At 64.2% G+C, this 15,309-nt stretch carries 17 protein-coding genes; 11 read left to right on the top strand and 6 right to left on the bottom strand.

What is annotated here, in order from left to right; genetic code table 11:
• Nucleotides 1–64: 64 nt before the first annotated feature.
• From EWM57_RS17835 to EWM57_RS17825, 3 genes are all read right to left on the bottom strand, one after another.
• On the bottom strand, nucleotides 65–1,339 hold the full coding sequence (locus tag EWM57_RS17835; RefSeq protein ID WP_129922556.1) for an aspartyl protease family protein: 1,275 nt from the start codon (nucleotides 1,337–1,339) through the stop codon (nucleotides 65–67).
• Between the two features lie 69 nt (nucleotides 1,340–1,408).
• Nucleotides 1,409–2,479 carry an o-succinylbenzoate synthase gene (locus EWM57_RS17830; RefSeq protein ID WP_129922554.1) on the bottom strand — a complete coding sequence of 357 codons (1,071 nt, stop codon included), beginning with the start codon at nucleotides 2,477–2,479 and terminating at the stop codon, nucleotides 1,409–1,411.
• Between the two features lie 138 nt (nucleotides 2,480–2,617).
• Nucleotides 2,618–2,902, bottom strand: a complete 285-nt coding sequence (locus EWM57_RS17825) for a KGG domain-containing protein (RefSeq protein ID WP_129922552.1) — start codon at nucleotides 2,900–2,902, stop codon at nucleotides 2,618–2,620.
• Between the two features lie 282 nt (nucleotides 2,903–3,184).
• On the opposite strand from EWM57_RS17825, the gene egtB reads away from it, so the two are divergent.
• The 6 genes from egtB (at nucleotide 3,185) to EWM57_RS17795 (ending at nucleotide 9,200) form a co-directional block, all read left to right on the top strand.
• Entirely contained in the window at nucleotides 3,185–4,519 is a 1,335-nt protein-coding gene (gene egtB / locus EWM57_RS17820) for an ergothioneine biosynthesis protein EgtB (RefSeq protein ID WP_242510130.1), read from the top strand.
• A 64-nt stretch (nucleotides 4,520–4,583) separates the two neighbouring features.
• The gene (gene egtD, locus EWM57_RS17815) at nucleotides 4,584–5,582 is read left to right on the top strand and encodes an L-histidine N(alpha)-methyltransferase (RefSeq protein WP_129922550.1); all 999 of its coding nucleotides are present in this window, start codon (nucleotides 4,584–4,586) and stop codon (nucleotides 5,580–5,582) included.
• Nucleotides 5,583–5,612: 30 nt separating this feature from the next.
• Nucleotides 5,613–6,731, top strand: a complete 1,119-nt coding sequence (locus EWM57_RS17810; RefSeq protein WP_129922548.1) for a pyridoxal phosphate-dependent aminotransferase — start codon at nucleotides 5,613–5,615, stop codon at nucleotides 6,729–6,731.
• Nucleotides 6,732–6,791: 60 nt separating this feature from the next.
• On the top strand, nucleotides 6,792–8,159 hold the full coding sequence (locus tag EWM57_RS17805) for an MATE family efflux transporter (RefSeq protein ID WP_129922546.1): 1,368 nt from the start codon (nucleotides 6,792–6,794) through the stop codon (nucleotides 8,157–8,159).
• A gap of 105 nt (nucleotides 8,160–8,264) precedes the next feature.
• Nucleotides 8,265–8,828: a DUF922 domain-containing protein gene (locus EWM57_RS17800; protein WP_129922544.1), complete on the top strand. Its 564-nt coding sequence runs from the start codon at nucleotides 8,265–8,267 to the stop codon at nucleotides 8,826–8,828.
• A 24-nt stretch (nucleotides 8,829–8,852) separates the two neighbouring features.
• Nucleotides 8,853–9,200, top strand: coding sequence for a tRNA-binding protein (locus EWM57_RS17795; RefSeq protein WP_129922542.1), 348 nt, complete (start codon nucleotides 8,853–8,855; stop codon nucleotides 9,198–9,200).
• Between the two features lie 4 nt (nucleotides 9,201–9,204).
• On the opposite strand, the gene EWM57_RS17790 is transcribed toward EWM57_RS17795, so the two are convergent.
• Complete coding sequence (locus EWM57_RS17790) at nucleotides 9,205–9,615, bottom strand: DUF4296 domain-containing protein (protein WP_129922540.1); 411 nt, start codon at nucleotides 9,613–9,615, stop codon at nucleotides 9,205–9,207.
• Between the two features lie 90 nt (nucleotides 9,616–9,705).
• On the opposite strand from EWM57_RS17790, the gene EWM57_RS17785 reads away from it, so the two are divergent.
• The 5 genes from EWM57_RS17785 (at nucleotide 9,706) to EWM57_RS17765 (ending at nucleotide 13,805) form a co-directional block, all read left to right on the top strand.
• The gene (locus tag EWM57_RS17785; RefSeq protein ID WP_242510129.1) at nucleotides 9,706–10,554 is read left to right on the top strand and encodes a DUF58 domain-containing protein; all 849 of its coding nucleotides are present in this window, start codon (nucleotides 9,706–9,708) and stop codon (nucleotides 10,552–10,554) included.
• 1 nt (nucleotide 10,555) lies between these two features.
• Complete coding sequence (locus tag EWM57_RS17780; RefSeq protein WP_129922535.1) at nucleotides 10,556–11,494, top strand: hypothetical protein; 939 nt, start codon at nucleotides 10,556–10,558, stop codon at nucleotides 11,492–11,494.
• Nucleotides 11,495–11,554: 60 nt separating this feature from the next.
• A complete protein-coding gene (locus EWM57_RS17775; RefSeq protein WP_129922533.1) occupies nucleotides 11,555–12,604 on the top strand; it encodes a vWA domain-containing protein in 1,050 nt (349 codons plus the stop codon).
• Nucleotides 12,605–12,643: 39 nt separating this feature from the next.
• Nucleotides 12,644–13,309 (top strand): YggS family pyridoxal phosphate-dependent enzyme, encoded by a 666-nt coding sequence (locus tag EWM57_RS17770; protein WP_129922531.1) that lies wholly within the window; start codon nucleotides 12,644–12,646, stop codon nucleotides 13,307–13,309.
• A gap of 115 nt (nucleotides 13,310–13,424) precedes the next feature.
• A complete protein-coding gene (locus EWM57_RS17765) occupies nucleotides 13,425–13,805 on the top strand; it encodes a DUF423 domain-containing protein (RefSeq protein ID WP_129922529.1) in 381 nt (126 codons plus the stop codon).
• Nucleotides 13,806–13,960: 155 nt separating this feature from the next.
• Here the strand turns inward: EWM57_RS17765 and EWM57_RS17760 are convergent, their stop codons facing one another.
• Both EWM57_RS17760 and EWM57_RS17755 read right to left on the bottom strand, forming a co-directional pair.
• On the bottom strand, nucleotides 13,961–14,500 hold the full coding sequence (locus EWM57_RS17760) for a DUF1573 domain-containing protein (RefSeq protein ID WP_129922527.1): 540 nt from the start codon (nucleotides 14,498–14,500) through the stop codon (nucleotides 13,961–13,963).
• A 179-nt stretch (nucleotides 14,501–14,679) separates the two neighbouring features.
• A partial coding sequence (locus EWM57_RS17755) for a hypothetical protein (RefSeq protein ID WP_394345430.1) occupies nucleotides 14,680–15,309 on the bottom strand: 630 nt, incomplete at its 5' end.

Below are 15,309 nucleotides of genomic sequence, written 5' to 3'. Positions count from 1 at the left end.
GGAAATTATAGCCCAACCCTAGGCCTTACGCGCGTTAGCCCCCGCCGGATGCCGCGGGGCGGGCCTAAATCTGGCGCTTCAGCCGCACGGTGGTCGTGTACAGGTCGCCGCTAGCCCGGCGCACCACCAGCAGGATCTGGCGCCCGTTGGCCGAGTGAAAGATGCGGCTGACCTGGGTCAGGGTTAAAGAACTGATGGGCAGCAGGTTCACGTACACAATTTCATCGTCGGGCCGCAGCCCGGCCAGGGCGGCCGGCGAATCGGGCTGCACCCGCAGCACCACGTAGCGGCGGTAGTCAGGCCCGGTGGCCAGCAAATCGAAGCCGCACATGTCGTGCTCGAAGGGCTCCCGAAACAGCTCGTTGGGCCGCAGCAGCAGGTAGTTGTGGGGGTAGTTGATCACCAGGTCAAACCGCTTGAGCAGCTCGAAGCCGATGTTGCCGTTGCGGGGCACCTCAGCCCGGAGCGCCACGTTGTCGGCGTCCGGAAACGAGGTCAGCAGGGTTTTCAGCCGGTAGCGGCCGAGCTGCACGGCCGCCACCCGTCCCAGGTAACCGTTGATAAAGCCGCTCAGGCCGCGGCCGAGCTGGGTGCGCAGGCGCTGAGGCGGAATGGACAGGCGCGGGTCGGAACTGGTTTCCAACGACAGCGCGTGCCCGGCGCCGGTGTCCAGAATCAGCTTGAGCGGCAGCGTGAGCGAGTCGCGCAACGACACGGGCAGGGTAATATAGGCTTTGTTGCCTTCCAGGTCGAGGGGCAGGTTGGCCCAGCGCTTGCCGCGCGGCGGCCGGTAGTGCGCCGGATCGGCAAAGACGATGGACAGCTCGGCCGGGTTAATCGACACGACGAAGCTGCGAAACAGGTCGTAGCCCAGGATGCCGTGAATGGGCGTGCCCACGTAGCCCGACAAGTTCAGTACGTCTTCCGAGAGCACCAGAAACGACACGTGGGCGCCCACGATGCCGGGTAGTTCCACCCGCACGCTGTCGGTTTGGAAAGCTTCCAGGGCCGCTTCATTGCCAGCGCCCAGCACCCGAAACCGCTGGCCGGCGCGCAGGTTCAGGGTTTCGCGCAGGCCGGGGTCGGTCAGGATGGACGTGCCCACCCCGGTGTCGAGCAGAAAGTTGTAGGGCCCGGTGCCGTTGAGCTTGGCCGACAGGATAATCAGGTTGCGCTGAAGCTCGAAATGGCTGCGGACGCGGTGGGCCGACCGGCTTACGAGCCGAAACGGCATGGGCTGCGCCCACCCCAGCGGCCCGAGCAGCAGCAGGCCGAGCAGGCTTCGCGAGCACCAGCTTCGATCCAGCGGGAACATGTTCAGAAACCAGGGCAACAACATACGGGGAGCAGGGCGGGGCTGGGTAAGATAGGAAAAAATCTATCTTGATGGTAGCGCCGCCGCCCCGCTTCAGCCCACGGTTTCCCAGGCTCCCTGCGGGTCGTAATGCAGGGCGCCGCGCCGGATCTGCAGGGGGGCCGCCACGTTGTTGTGGTAGAGCTGCCCCGTACCCAACCCCTGCGGAAAGCCCGGCCGGGCGTAGCGGCCCGCAAACTGGCTGATGGCGTTGAGCCCCACGTTCGATTCCAGTGCCGACGTCAGCCACCAGCCAATGGAGCGGGCCTCTGCTGCCGCAATCCAGTCGAGCGAAGCCTGCAGGCCGCCCACGAGCGTGGGTTTGAGGATAATGTAGGCCGGCTGCACCTGGTCCAGCAGTTGCCGTTGGCGCCCGGCGTCCGTCACCCCGATCAGCTCTTCGTCGAGGGCAATGGGCACGGGTGAGGTCTGGCAGAGCGCGGCCATGGCGTCCCACTGCCCGGCCCGGATGGGCTGTTCGATAGAATGCAACTCGAAGGCCGCCAGCGCCCGCAGCTTGTCCAGCGCCTCGGCGGGCGAAAAAGCGCCATTGGCATCCACGCGCAGCGTGAGCTGGTCGGGGCTGGCCACCGTCCGGATTTCGGCCAGCAGGCGGAGCTCGGTGGCAAAGTCGAGCCCCCCGATTTTAAGCTTGAGACAGGAATAGCCCTCGGTCAGTTTTTTCTGAATCTGCTCCCGCATAAAAGCCGCGTCGCCCATCCAGACCAGACCATTGATGGGAATACCGGCTTCCCCCCGACTGAAAGGCGTGTCGTAGAGCTGAGTCGGCGTCGGGCTTTGCCAACTCAGGGCCGCCGTTTCGAGGCCGAAGCGCAGGGCCGGCCACTCCGCCCCTACCAACTCCCGCGCCTGGGCCGGCGTCAGGTCAGCGAAGCTGCGCTGGTTGAACTCGGCGCAGACGGCGGCCACCCGGGCTTCGAAGTCCGGCCCGAAGTCGGGGCTGAGCCCGGCCAGGGGGGCGGCTTCCCCCAGCCCGCGGCGCCCGGGCTGGGCAGTGTCGGTCAGGTGCAGGTAGTAGGCCACGTGCTCGGTGAGGGCCCCGCGGGAGGTGCGGGCCGGAAAGTTGAAGCGCAGCGCGCGTCGCGACCAGGTTAGCTGAAGCATAAGGCAGGAGTTGAACCCGCAAATAACAGCGTTCCGGCCGTTGCGGCGGCCGGGTTAAACGAAAAAGCCTTCCTGCTGAGCAGAAAGGCTTCTTAACAACCGAAAGAGTGGTCAGAATGGGGGCGAAATCAGAGCAGATTAGCGGGTGGCGCTGGTTCCAGTGCCGCCGGTAGTAGTGCGGGTGCGGCTGGCCTGACCGCCTTTGCGGCCGGCCGCGCGGGCTTCTTCGGAAGTAAACCGGTGGCCGCGGCCGCTTTCGTGCGAAGCCCGGCCGCCTTCGCTGGCAATGCGCCGCTGTTCGGCCGGATCCATGGCCGCGAAGCCGCGCATACTTTTACCGTTGGGGCTGGTGGCCTTGGCTGCGCCGGCAGTGCGGCCAGCTTCGGCAGAGCGCGTTTTCGAGGTTGGGTTGTTGGTGATCATAGCTCGGAAAGTTTGGGGAACGGAAAAGTGAAATAGCAAACCTGTTTCCTTCAACGGGCTGGCAGTGAGCAAGGATAATCATAAGCACTCCTAAAACCCTCTTTAAACCCTAAAATACCAACTTCTACTGACGAGCTCTACGTACTTTCAGGGACTAGGCGCGATAAGTACCGAGAATCAATAGCAACGGAATAGTATAATGTCCGAAATCAGTGCACCGAAGGGCATAAATTCTGATACCGCGCTGCTCAAAACCCGTCCGGCGCTTTTCCAGTTACCTTGGTGCCCACCTCAGACTTCCTGCCCATGCTCTCCTCGCCCCTTCCCGCCGCGCCGCCAGTTCCGTCGGTACTGCCCGCGCTGCTGCGCCGCTACCAGGCCGTGCGCCAGCAAACGGCCGACCTCTGCCGCCCGCTGCTGCCCGAAGACACGGTCGTGCAGCCCGTTATCGACGTGAGCCCGCCGAAGTGGCACTTGGCGCATACCACCTGGTTTTTCGAAACGTTTCTGCTGAAGGAATACGCGGACGACTACCAGGTTTTTCACCCCGACTACGCCTTTTTGTTCAACTCCTACTACAACTCGCTGGGCAGCCGCGTCAACCGTGCCGACCGGGGCACGCTTTCCCGGCCCCCGCTCCACGACGTGTACGCCTACCGCGCTTACGTAGATGAGCGGATGAGCCAGCTTTTGGGCGACCTGCAAGACCGCGAAGCCGAGCTGCCTGCGGCGTTTACTGAGCTGTTTGAGCTAGGCCTGCAGCACGAGCAGCAGCACCAGGAGCTGCTGGTCACCGACATTAAATACATCCTGAGCACCAGCCCCCTGGCCCCGGCCTATCTGCCCGCGGCCGCGGGCGCACCTGCCGCGGAGCCCGCCCCTGCCGCCTGGCTGCCCGTGGCCGGGGGCGTGTACCGCATCGGCTTCGAAGGGCCCGGCTTCTGCTTCGATAATGAGCAGGCCCCTCACGACACCTACGTGGCCGACTTCAGCCTGCAAAACCGCTTGGTGACCAATGCCGAGTACTTGCAGTTTATCGAAGCCGGCGGCTACCGGGACTTCCGCTACTGGCTCGGCGAAGGCTGGGATCTGGCCCAGCAGGAGCAGTGGGAAGCGCCGCTGTACTGGGTGCGCAAAGTCGATGGCTGGTACCGCTTCACCCACCACGGCCTGCTGCCTCTGAACCTGGCCGCTCCCGTGACTCACGTGAGCTTCTACGAGGCCGATGCCTACGCCCACTGGGCCGGGGCCCGGCTGCCCACCGAGCAGGAATGGGAAATTGCGGCCCGGCACTTCAACCCCGTTGCGGCTACCGGCACCTGGCTGGAAAGCCAGCGCTTCGACCCCCAGCCCCTGGCTCCCGACGCCGACCCCACCCAGTGCCACCAGTTGCTCGGCGACGTCTGGGAATGGACGTATTCGGCTTACCATCCCTACCCTGGCTACCAGCGCGCGGCCGGGGCTTTGGGCGAGTACAACGGCAAGTTTATGCTCAACCAGCTCGTGCTACGGGGCGGCTCCTGCGCCACGCCCGAAAGCCACATCCGCCTGACTTACCGCAATTTCTTCCACGCCGACAAGCGCTGGCAGTTCACCGGCATCCGCCTGGCCCGCTAGCAGCGCTTTTTCCTGGTTCGGGGCGGCTCCTCTCCCGCCTATTCTTTCTCTCTCCGCCTTTCCTATGTCTACTTCCTCGCCCGCGGCCTCCCCAGCCCAGACGGCCAGTCCGACTTCCGCCTTGGCCCAGCACGTAGCTGAAGGCCTGAGCCGCCCGCAGAAAACGCTTTCGTCGATGTACTTCTACGATGACGAGGGCAGCCGTCTGTTTCAGCAGATCATGGCCCTGCCCGAGTATTACCCTACTCGCACCGAGTTTGCCCTGCTCACCACCCCCCGGGCGGCAATTGCGGCCGCCCTGCGGCCCGAGGCGGCCGACGAGCCCTTCTTTTTGCTCGAACTAGGTGCCGGCGACGGCCTCAAAACCAAGATCCTGCTCCGCGAACTGCTGGCCAGCGGGGCCAACTTCACCTACGTGCCCGTCGACATCTCGGCGGCGGCCATCGACGGACTTTCGGCCAGCCTGCGCGTGGAGCTGCCCGAGCTGCGGGTGGAAGGCATGGTGGCCGAGTACACCAAGGCCCTGGCCGTGATGGCCACCCGGCCCGGCCGCAAAGCCATCCTGTTTCTGGGCTCCAACATCGGCAACTTCCTGCCCGCCGACCGGCAGGAGTTTCTGCGCGCCTTGGCCCGCCCACTGACTTCCGACGACCGGCTGCTTATCGGCTTCGACCTGCAGAAGGATCCGCGCCAGATCCGGCGGGCCTATGACGACAGCCAGGGCGTGACGGCGGCCTTCAATCTGAACCTGCTGCGGCGCCTGAACCGGGAACTGGGCGCCGACTTCGACCTCAGCCGCTGGCAGCACTACACCGACTACGACCCCATCAGCGGGGCGGTACGCTCTTTTCTGGTCAGCACGGCTGCGCAAACCGTAACGATGCCAGCGTTGGGCCGCCAGTTTGAGTTTGCGGCCTGGGAAACGATTCACACCGAAAACTCCTACAAGTTCACCCAGCCCATCATCACGGCCATGGCCACCGAGGCGGGCCTGCACCCCGAAACCTTCTTCACCGACGAGCAGCACTACTTCGCCGACGTGGTGCTCAAGCCGGGCGCCTAGCCCAGGCCATCTGGTTTTTGCCGCTGCCGCATGAATTTCCCGGACCTTATCAGCCTGGCCTCCGGCTACGGCGACTTTCCCGTACCCGCCGTGGCGTTGGCTGCGGCCGGGCCCACGCTTACCGCCCAGGGCCAGCTGCCGGTCAGCCCGATTCAGGGCCTGCCGGCGCTGCGCGAGGCTTTGGCGGCCCGCTACCGCGCCCAGGGAGCCCGTGTGACGGCCGAGCAGGTGGTGGTGACGCTGGGGGCCAAGCCGGCTCTGTTTGCCTTGCTCAAGACCCTGCTTCAGCCCGGCGACGAAGTGCTGCTGCCTACGCCCAACTGGTTTGGCTTCCGCGGGCTGGTGGCCAACGCCGGCGGCACGTTGCGCACCCTGCCCCTGTCCGCAGCCGACGACTACGCCCTGACACCCGAGGCTTTACGCGCGGCCCTCACCCCGGCCACCCGGGTGTTGTTGCTGAGCAACCCGAACAACCCCACCGGCCGGCTTTACCAGCGGGCTGAGCTGGCGGCCTTGCTGGCCGTAACCCGCGAATTTGAGCGGCTGGTGGTGATATCCGACGAAATCTACGACCACATCAGCTTCGGCCCCGTCCCCCTGCCGTCCCTGCTCGAATGGCCTGATCCGCTGAGCCAGCACGTGGTGGTGAATGGTTTTTCCAAGTCTCTGGCGTTGGTGGGCTGGGGAGTGGGCTACCTGATTGCCCCGGCCGGGCTGGCCCAGGCCTGCGCTGCCTGGCAATTTGCCACCAGCGCCGCCGTGCCGGTGCTGAGTCAGCAGGCCGCGCTGGCCGCTACCCAGGCCGCGGCCGACATCTCCGCCACGTTGCGTACCCGCTTGGCCCCGGCCCGGGCCTACCTGCTGCAAACCCTGGCGGCGCTGCCCGGCGTGCGGTGCTCGGTGCCGGAAGGCACGTACTACGCCTTTCCCGACTTCACGGCCTACCTCGACCCCGCTCTGCCCCCGGCGGAGGCGTCGGCCCGGCTGTTTACCTACTTGAAAAACGCCGGTGTGGAGCTGGTGGATGGGGCCACCTGCGACGCACCGGGCTTTGCCCGCATTTCCTGCGCCGTACCCGAGCCCCTGCTGCGCGAAGGCCTGCGGCGCCTGTCAGCGGCACTGGCGGCCCTGCCAGTGAACCACGGGTAACTTTCGGGTGGGGGCTGGGGCGGGGTGTCGTACCTTTGCGGGCTCATTTGCCTGCCCGTCATGCCGCTTACCGCCATCCGCCCCCATATTAAACCCACGCTACTGCTGGCCTACCCGGTAGTTTTGAGCCAGTTAGGCCACGTGCTGGTCAACGTCTGCGACAGTGTGATGGTAGGCCAGACCGGCAAGATTCCGCTGGCGGCCGTGTCGTTGGGCGTGAGCGTGAATACGGTCGTCATGGTACTCGGGCTGGGTTTGTCGATGGGCATTACGCCGCTGGTGGCCGCCGCCAACGGCCAGCGCGACGTGGCCGCATTGGGCAGCCTACTCAAAAATGGGGTCTGGCTCAGCGCCCTGGCCGGCCTGGTGCTGGCGGCCGTGGGCTTACTCATTGCCCCGCTGCTGGGCTACCTGAATCAGCCGGCCGAAGTCGTGCGGCTGGCCGCGCCCTGGGTGCGGGTGCTGTTTTTGTCCTTGCTGCCGCTGCTGGTATTTCAGGGCTTCAAGCAGTTTGCCGAAGGCCTGGGCTTGACCCGGCAGGCCATGTTCCTGTCGATTATGGCCAACGTGGTCAACGCTCTGCTCTGCTACACCCTCATCTTCGGGCATTTTGGCGCGCCGGCTATGGGCATGATGGGCTCGGCCTGGGCCACGCTTATTTCCCGCATTCTGATGGCCGTCTTTATGGCGACTTACGTGCTGCGCGCCCAGCGCCTGCAGGCCTACCGGGAAGCGGCCGGCTCCTGGCTGCAACCGGCCCGCGCCACGCTGCGCCGGATTTTTGGCCTCGGCGCCCCCATCGGCGTGCAGATGATGTTTGAAATGGGCGCCTTCAGCTTTTCGGCCATCATGATTGGCTGGCTGGGCGCTACTTCCCTGGCCGCCCACCAGATTGCCATCAACGTGGCTTCTGTGACTTACATGGCCGCCAGCGGCATTGCGGCCGCGGCCACCATTCGGGTGGGCTACTTCCGCGGCACCGGCGACATGCCCGGCGCCCGGCAGGCCGGCTTCACGGCCTACGGCCTCACCTTCGTCTTCATGGGGACCATGGCCCTGCTGCTGATTCTGGGCCGCCACTTCGTGCCGCACTTTTACAACCACGACCCGGAGGTGGTAGCTCAGGCCGCCACGTTGCTGCTCATTGCCGCTCTGTTCCAGGTTTCCGACGGCCTGCAGGTGGTGGGCTTGGGAGCTTTGCGGGGGCTAGAAGACGTGAAAGTACCCTCCGTGGTGGCGCTGCTGGCCTATTGGGCTTTTGCGCTGCCCATCGGCTACTGGCTCGGGTTCGGCCTTGGCCTGGGTGCCATCGGCGTGTGGGTCGGGCTGCTGACTGGCCTTACCCTGGTGGCCGGCGTGCTGCTCTGGCGCTTCCGCCAGCACAGCGCCACGCTGGCCCGGCCTCAGCCCGTCGCCGTCGGCCGCTAGGGCCGGCACCCAAGGCCGCGGTTGGGAACCAAGCTACGCTGGAATAGCTTTGGGAAATCGTAGTGGCGCTTCCGCCTTCAACCTGTTTCTGCCTGACTTCGCCCGATGCTCTTTTTCCCTTTTCTGCTGCCCCTGCTGGGCTTATTTGCCGCTCCTACGCCTCCCCAAGCCGCTCCGTCGGCCGCGTCCGGGGAGAAAATCACCTGGTCGGCAAACCGGCCGCTGACCTGGGCCGACTTCAAGGCCCGCCCCCAGCCCGCCGACCAGCTCGCAGCCCTCACCTCGGCGACTATCGATGCCCAGATCGGCTGCAAGGACTACGTGTTTTCGGGCCAGGTCAATGCCGTATTTGTGCCAGCCGAGTCGTGGGTGCGCGACGCGAAAAAGGCCACGCCCAACCTGCTGCGCCACGAGCAGCTGCACTTCGACATCACGGAGCTGCACGCGCGCATGATGCGCCAGAAGCTGGCCGTGGCCAAGCTTGACTGCGAGCACCTGCAGCCGGCCTTCCGCAACCTGTCGAATGCGGCTTTCTCGGCCTGGAAGCGCGAGGAAGCCCGTTACGACGGCGAAACCAACAACGGCCTGAACGAGGCCAAGCAGAAGTTCTGGGAGGAGCAGGTTCGCCAGCGCCTAGCCCTGCTCGACAAGTTTGCCCTGCCGCAGTAGCGCCGAAACTTCTAATTTGCGGCCATGGACACTTCTGCTCCCATCTCCTGGGCCGACTTTGAGCGCGTTGACCTGCGCGTGGGCACCATCCTCGAAGCCCGCGAATTTCCCCAGGCCCGTAAGCCCGCCTACCAGCTGTTGATTGACTTCGGCCCCGAAATCGGCGTGAAGCGCTCCAGCGCCCAGATTACCCGCCACTATTCCCTGGCCGAGCTGGTGGGCCGCCAGGTGCTGTGCGTAGTCAACTTTCCGGTGAAGCAGATCGGGCCCTTCCGTTCCGAGGTGCTGGTCACGGGCGCCCCCGATGCCCAGGGCGACATTGTGCTGGCCACGCTGGCCGGTCCGGTGCCCAACGGCACTCGGCTGGCTTAGCCGGCTACTTTTCCCACTGGGGCAGCTCCTGCGCCTGCTGGGCGGCCTGCGGATTGGTCAGGCGCAGCTTGCGCGCGGCCAGGCTGTCGATAACGGCGCCGTAGATTTCGTCCAGGTCTTTGTCGTGCACGGAATAGTAGCGGTAGCTGCGCTGAAACAGCGAATCCGTCACTTCCTGGCGCCACAGGATGGACTTGTGCAACTGGATGTACAGGGCCCGGGCCGAATCCGGGGGCAGGCCCGCGCTTTCCACCCGCGACTCGGTCAGGTGCATCTCCGTCAGCAGGCTCGCTACCTTGGCTTTGGGCAGCAGGGGCTGCGGGGGCTGGGCTTCTTCCGGGCGCTGGCACTGAGTCAGCAACCCGGTCAGCAGCAGTAGCAAAGGCACAAATAGACGCGGGGGGAGCTTTTTCACGCTGCAAAGTTAGGAGGAAGCCGTAGTTTAGCTGAAATGAATTCGCCCACCGCCACCCCGTTCCAACAAATTGTCCGCAAGCTGCGGCAGATGGAAATACGCATTTTAAAGGCGGCGGATGCCCAGCTCCAGGGGGATTTCAACTCCGTATTTAAGGGCACGGGCCTCGAATTCGACGACGTGCGCCTCTACCAGTACGGCGACGAGGTGCGCGCCATCGACTGGGCCGTATCGAGCAAGGGCCACGGCACGTTCGTGAAAACCTACAAGGAAGAGCGGGAGCAGTCGGTGCTGCTGCTGCTCGACGTGAGTGCCTCCCAGCAGGTGGGCGCCGCCGGCCGCCGCAAGCTCGACGTGGGCCGCGAAATCTGCGGGATTCTGGCTTTGGCCGCCGCCCGCCAGGATGCCCAGCTCGGCATCATGGCCTTCTCCGACCAGAAAGAGCTGTACCTGGCCCCCGGCAAGGGCATCCGCCACGCCTACACGCTCATCAAGCGCCTGTTTGATTTGGAGCCCAAATCCCGGCACACGGCCGTGGGCGCGGGCATCAAGCAGGCCCTGGGGCTGCTCAAGCGGCGCAGCATCATCCTGCTCATCTCCGACTTCATCGACACCAACTACGAGCGGGAACTGACCATGCTGGCCCGCAAGCACGATTTGGTGGTGATTCAGCTGCTCGACCAGCGGGAGCGGGAGTTTCCGCCCCTGGGCATCATTCCGTTGCTCGACCAGGAATCCGGGCGCACGGTGTGGGTGAACACTTCATCGGAAGCTTTCCGGGCGCGCTACCGGGCCACCTACGAGCAGAACCGGGACCAGATTGGCCAGATTTGCCGCCGCCACCGCACCGAATACCTGTCCATTGCCACCGACGCCGACTTCGTGCCCCAGCTCGTGAAGCTGTTTCGCCAGCGCAACCAGCGGGGAGGCCGCGCCTAACATGAGCACACCGGCAACACAAGGGCGGGGCCGCGCGGGGTGGGTACTGGCAGCAGGGCTGCTACTGGCCGGGATACCAGCCCTGGCGCAGCCGCCCGCCGACGAGCTGACCAGCCGGTTTCGCCGGCCGGCCACCCGCGTGGGCGAAATCATCGACTACGAGCTCAGCTACCGGCATGCTCCCACCCAGGAAATCATCTTCCCCGACTCCACGGCCGACTTCGCGCCCTTCGAGTTTGTAGGCAAAACCTACCTACCCACCCGCACCCGCCAGGGCCGCAGCCTCGACCGCGCCATCTACCACCTGCGCACCTTTGCCCTGGACTCGGTGCAGAACCTGCGTCTGTCGGTGACGGTGCTGCAGGGCCGCGACACGCTGCTGGTGCCCGCGCCCGAGGCCCGGGTGCGGCTGCTGCGCACGGCCCCGTTGCCCACCGCGGCCGAGCCACCCGTGCTGCGCCAAAACACGGCCCTGACGCCCGTACGCCCCGAGTTCAACTACCCGTACTGGCTGGCCGGGGCCGGACTGCTGGCCTTAGTGGCGCTGGGCTTGTTTCTGGGTTTCGGCCGCCGCCTGCGCCGGCGCTACCAGCTCTACAAGCTGCGGAAAAACCACGCCTACTTTCTGGCCCAATACGCCCGCCACATCGAGCGGTTCAGCCTTTCCCGGTCCCTGACCAACATGGAGCGGGCCATTACGCTGTGGAAAAACTACCTCTCGGTGCTCGAAAACAACACCATCAACAGCCTGACCACTAAGGAGGTAGTAGCTCACTACCAGAACGACAAGGACGTGAACATGTCGTTGCGCATTGCCGACCGGGTTATCTACGGCAATCAGTTCACCGACGAGGAAGCCGAAACCGACTTGGCCTTCGTGCTGCTGCGTAACTTTGCCGAACGGCGCTACGAGCTGGTCGTGGCCCGCTTGGCGGAGTAAGCCCCGCCCGCACGACGGCCGGCGGCTTCATCATTTCACTATTTCACCATCTCCCCGTTCATGCAACAGCTCTGGCAACGTCTGCTCGCTCCCCTCGTGGATGGGCTGCGCTATGCCACGCTGAGCAGCTACACCTGGGAACAGCCCCGGCTGCTGCTGCTGATTCCGCTGATTCCGCTGCTGTTTGTGCTGCGCTGGGCTCTGGTGCACCGCCGCCGCTCCCGCCTGGGCGTGGCCTTCGTGGCCGGGCAGGTCCGCCGCGACTGGACCTCAGTTCTGCGGTTTTTGCCCGACCTGGTACTGGCTCTGAGCCTGGCGTTTGGCATCGTGGCCCTGGCCCGCCCCCAGCGCACCGACGAGCGGGTGGTGCAGTCGGGGGAGGGCATCGACATTCTGCTGCTGCTCGACGTGTCGGGCTCCATGGAACTCCAGGATCTGAAGCCCAACCGCCTCGAAGCGGCCAAGCGCGTGGCCCGGGAATTCATCGACGGCCGCGTGGGGGACCGGATCGGGCTGGTCGTGTTTGCCGGCGACGCCTACTCTTTGGCCCCGCTGACCACCGACTACGATTTGCTGCGCGAAAACATTGCGGGCCTCAAGCTGGGCATGATTGCCAACGACGGTACGGCCATTGGCACGGCTCTGGGCGTGGCCACCAACCGCCTGCGGGAGTCGCGGAGCCGCACCAAGGTCTGCATCCTGATTTCGGACGGCGAAAATACCGCCGGTAGCCTCGACCCCATCACGGCGGCCCGGCTGGCCCACGCCTACGGGCTGAAAATCTACACCATCGGGCTGGGCAAGGATGGCTACGTGCCCTACGGCACCGACGCGGCGGGCATCCAGCGCTACGTGGAAACCCGCCTCGACGAAACCACCATGCGGGAACTGGCCCAGGCCGGCGACGGGCAGTTTTTCCGGGCCGCCGACAATGCCGGTCTGCGCCGCGTATTTCAACGCATCGACCAGTACGAGAAGTCCGAAATCAAGCAGACCCGCTTCCGCAACACGAAAGACTATTACCGCATTTACCTGTTGTGGGCCGTGGGGCTGTGGCTGCTCTGGCTGGCGTTGAAAAACACGTTTCTCACCAACGCCCTGGAAGACTAGCTCCGCCGCCTGCGCCCACCGTTTCTTTTCTGCCCGCCCATGTCTATTGCCGACAACCTGCACTTTTTTCAAACCCAGCTCGCCGGCACCGGCTGCCGCCTGGTTACGGTCACCAAAACTCACCCCGTGGACAAGCTGCGGGAAGCCTACGACGCCGGCGCCCGACTGTTTGGCGAAAACAAGGTCCAGGAAATGGTAGCCAAGCAGCCCGAGCTGCCCACTGACATTGAGTGGCACCTGATTGGACACCTGCAAACCAACAAGGTGAAGTACGTGGCACCCTTCGTGCACACCATCCAGAGCATCGACAGCCTGAAGCTGCTCCAGGAAATTGAGAAGCAGGCCGCCAAGCACGACCGGGTAGTGCGCGGGCTCCTCCAGTTTCACATTGCCGACGAGGAAACCAAGTCGGGCCTGAGCTTGGCTGAAGCCCACGAAATACTGCGCTCTGAATCCTACCAGAACCTACGCCACGTGCAGCTGACCGGCGTGATGGGCGTGGCTACCAATACCCCCGACCAAGACCAGCTGCGCCGGGAATTTCGGGAGTTGCGCGGCTTTTTCGAGGAGCTAAAGGCCCAGTATTTTGCCGCCCAGCCCGAGTTCCGGGAAATTTCGATGGGCATGAGCGCCGACTATAAGCTGGCCATCGAGGAAGGCAGCACGCTGATTCGGGTGGGCCGCGCTATTTTTGGGGCCCGCTAAGGCAGGTGGTGAAATGGTGAGTTGATGTTCCATCGGGGCGCACCACTCTTTTCGCCTTCCTGGCGCGGCATCTAACCGTCACCTAGCAACTCTTAACCAGTCTCATTTTCTCCGAATGAATGCACGTTTGATTCTCCAGATTGCGGCCCTGCTCGGGGGCCTGGGCGTGGCCATCGGCGCCTTCGGGGCCCACGGTCTGCGCGCCATGCTGGAAGCTTCCGGCCGCTTCGACACGTTTGAAACCGCCGTCCGCTACCAGTTCTACCACACCCTGGCCCTGCTCGGCATCGGCGTGCTGCTGGCCGTGCGCCCCGAGCTGCGCGCCCTGCACACCACGGCCTGGCTCTGGCTGAGCGGCATCATCATTTTCAGCGGCTCGCTCTACACGCTCTGCTTCACGGGCATCACCAAGCTCGGCGCCGTAGCCCCCCTGGGCGGCCTGCTGCTCATTGCCGGCTGGATCAGCCTGCTGCTGGCCGTACGAGTGGTGAAATAGTGAACTGGTGAAATGGTGAGTTTGATGTTCGGCCGGCGCAGTTTTGCGCCAGTAGCTCCAACAGAACGATAACTCACCACCTCACCGTCTCACAAACTAAAAAAAGGGCGGTCCGCACGATGCGGGCCGCCCTTTTTTGGTGGGGAGAAGAAGGCTTACGACTTCTTCTTAGCTTTCATTTTGCTGTCCCCCATTTTCATTTTCTGCTTGCCATTGGCGTCCATCGGGGTTTCCGACTTCGACTCCACCGTCATGTTGGGCGTGGCGTTGGCGGCCGCGGCATCCTTTACCTCCCCAACCAGTGAGACCATGGCGTTGCCGCCAACCGAGTTCGACTCAATGGTCAGCACTTTGTTCTGCATGCCCATTTTGCCGGCGCTGTTGAATTTGGCCGAGATGGTGCCGGTTTTGCCGGGCATTACCGGGTCTTTGGTCCACTCCGGGGTAGTGCAGCCGCAGCTCACGCCGATGTTGGAAATGACCAGCGGCTGGGTGCCCACGTTCTTGAACTTGAAGGTGTGCTCCACGACATCGCCCTGCTTGATGGCGGGAAACTCGTACTTCATTTCGTCAAACTGGATCTGGGGGCCAACTACCTTTTCCTGGGCGTTGGCGGGCTTTACGGCCGTCGACTGCGCCTGGGCGGCAAAGCCAGCCAGCGAGAGCGACAAAGCCAGAACGAGTGCTTTTTTCATGATTGTGAGTTGTTAGGAGAGGTGAGGGAAACAAATATTAGGTTTTTTGGGCTGGCAGCCAACTATCCTGCCAGTTTTAGCCTGCTGTGGGGGCCGAAGTCCGCCGTTGCGACTACAACCTCCGGGCCGCGGGTGAGGTTCAGGTGAAGACCCGATTCCGGCCGCTTTGTTTCGCCACCTTAGCTCTTGAACTCCTTGGAATACGGAAACTGCCGCGACGCCTTGCGCATGATGGTCGTCACGATGGAGTTCGTGTCGGAGCCCAGGCCGCGCGACAGGGACTTGTCGTATTTCCAGAGCAACTCGCCGGTGGCGCCGTCGTTGATGTTAATCATGAGCTTGCCCGTGTTGGTGGGGCCGCTGGCGCCCACGAGCATGGTCATGGCAATGGCCGCGCCGCCCGACATGGGCTGGGAGCTACTGAACGTGCCGGAGATGATGCCGTCGACCCCCAGGAATTTGGCCAGCTGCTCGGGCGTAAACGTGGCTGCGTTGGCCGCCGTCACGCCGTTCTTGGTCAGCAGGGCGTTGGTGCGGGCAGGGTCCTGCACGTCTACGGTCATGTCCTTATCTTCCTTGCGCTTCAGAAAGTACGAGTGCAGGGCATTCTGCACGTCGAGACCTTCGCGCTGCTCCATCTTGGCCACGCCTTCCGGGCCGCCGTTTTTGGTTACCTCGTTGGGCCGCAGCTGCAGCGTCACGGCAAAGGGCAGAATGGCCAGGGTCTTGTGGTTTTGAGCCAGGGCGCTGAACTTGGGGTTGGTGTAGATTTCGCGGGTTTGGGCCGAGACGCCGCCCAGGGTCAGCAG

Source organism: Hymenobacter persicinus (genome assembly GCF_004167665.1).
In the GTDB taxonomy this organism is placed as follows: domain Bacteria; phylum Bacteroidota; class Bacteroidia; order Cytophagales; family Hymenobacteraceae; genus Hymenobacter; species Hymenobacter persicinus.
This window is presented reverse-complemented; position numbering and strand designations above follow the sequence as displayed.

Excerpts from the sequence above, each read along its gene's own strand:
- EWM57_RS17835 (WP_129922556.1), bottom strand. The coding sequence starts at position 1,339 with ATGTTGTTGCCCTGGTTTCTGAACATGTTCCCGCTGGATCGAAGCTGG.
- EWM57_RS17830 (WP_129922554.1), bottom strand. The coding sequence starts at position 2,479 with ATGCTTCAGCTAACCTGGTCGCGACGCGCGCTGCGCTTCAACTTTCCG.
- EWM57_RS17825 (WP_129922552.1), bottom strand. The coding sequence starts at position 2,902 with ATGATCACCAACAACCCAACCTCGAAAACGCGCTCTGCCGAAGCTGGC.
- egtD (WP_129922550.1), top strand. The coding sequence starts at position 4,584 with ATGTCTACTTCCTCGCCCGCGGCCTCCCCAGCCCAGACGGCCAGTCCG.
- EWM57_RS17810 (WP_129922548.1), top strand. The coding sequence starts at position 5,613 with ATGAATTTCCCGGACCTTATCAGCCTGGCCTCCGGCTACGGCGACTTT.
- EWM57_RS17805 (WP_129922546.1), top strand. The coding sequence starts at position 6,792 with ATGCCGCTTACCGCCATCCGCCCCCATATTAAACCCACGCTACTGCTG.
- EWM57_RS17800 (WP_129922544.1), top strand. The coding sequence starts at position 8,265 with ATGCTCTTTTTCCCTTTTCTGCTGCCCCTGCTGGGCTTATTTGCCGCT.
- EWM57_RS17795 (WP_129922542.1), top strand. The coding sequence starts at position 8,853 with ATGGACACTTCTGCTCCCATCTCCTGGGCCGACTTTGAGCGCGTTGAC.
- EWM57_RS17785 (WP_242510129.1), top strand. The coding sequence starts at position 9,706 with ATGGAAATACGCATTTTAAAGGCGGCGGATGCCCAGCTCCAGGGGGAT.
- EWM57_RS17780 (WP_129922535.1), top strand. The coding sequence starts at position 10,556 with ATGAGCACACCGGCAACACAAGGGCGGGGCCGCGCGGGGTGGGTACTG.
- EWM57_RS17775 (WP_129922533.1), top strand. The coding sequence starts at position 11,555 with ATGCAACAGCTCTGGCAACGTCTGCTCGCTCCCCTCGTGGATGGGCTG.
- EWM57_RS17770 (WP_129922531.1), top strand. The coding sequence starts at position 12,644 with ATGTCTATTGCCGACAACCTGCACTTTTTTCAAACCCAGCTCGCCGGC.
- EWM57_RS17765 (WP_129922529.1), top strand. The coding sequence starts at position 13,425 with ATGAATGCACGTTTGATTCTCCAGATTGCGGCCCTGCTCGGGGGCCTG.
- EWM57_RS17760 (WP_129922527.1), bottom strand. The coding sequence starts at position 14,500 with ATGAAAAAAGCACTCGTTCTGGCTTTGTCGCTCTCGCTGGCTGGCTTT.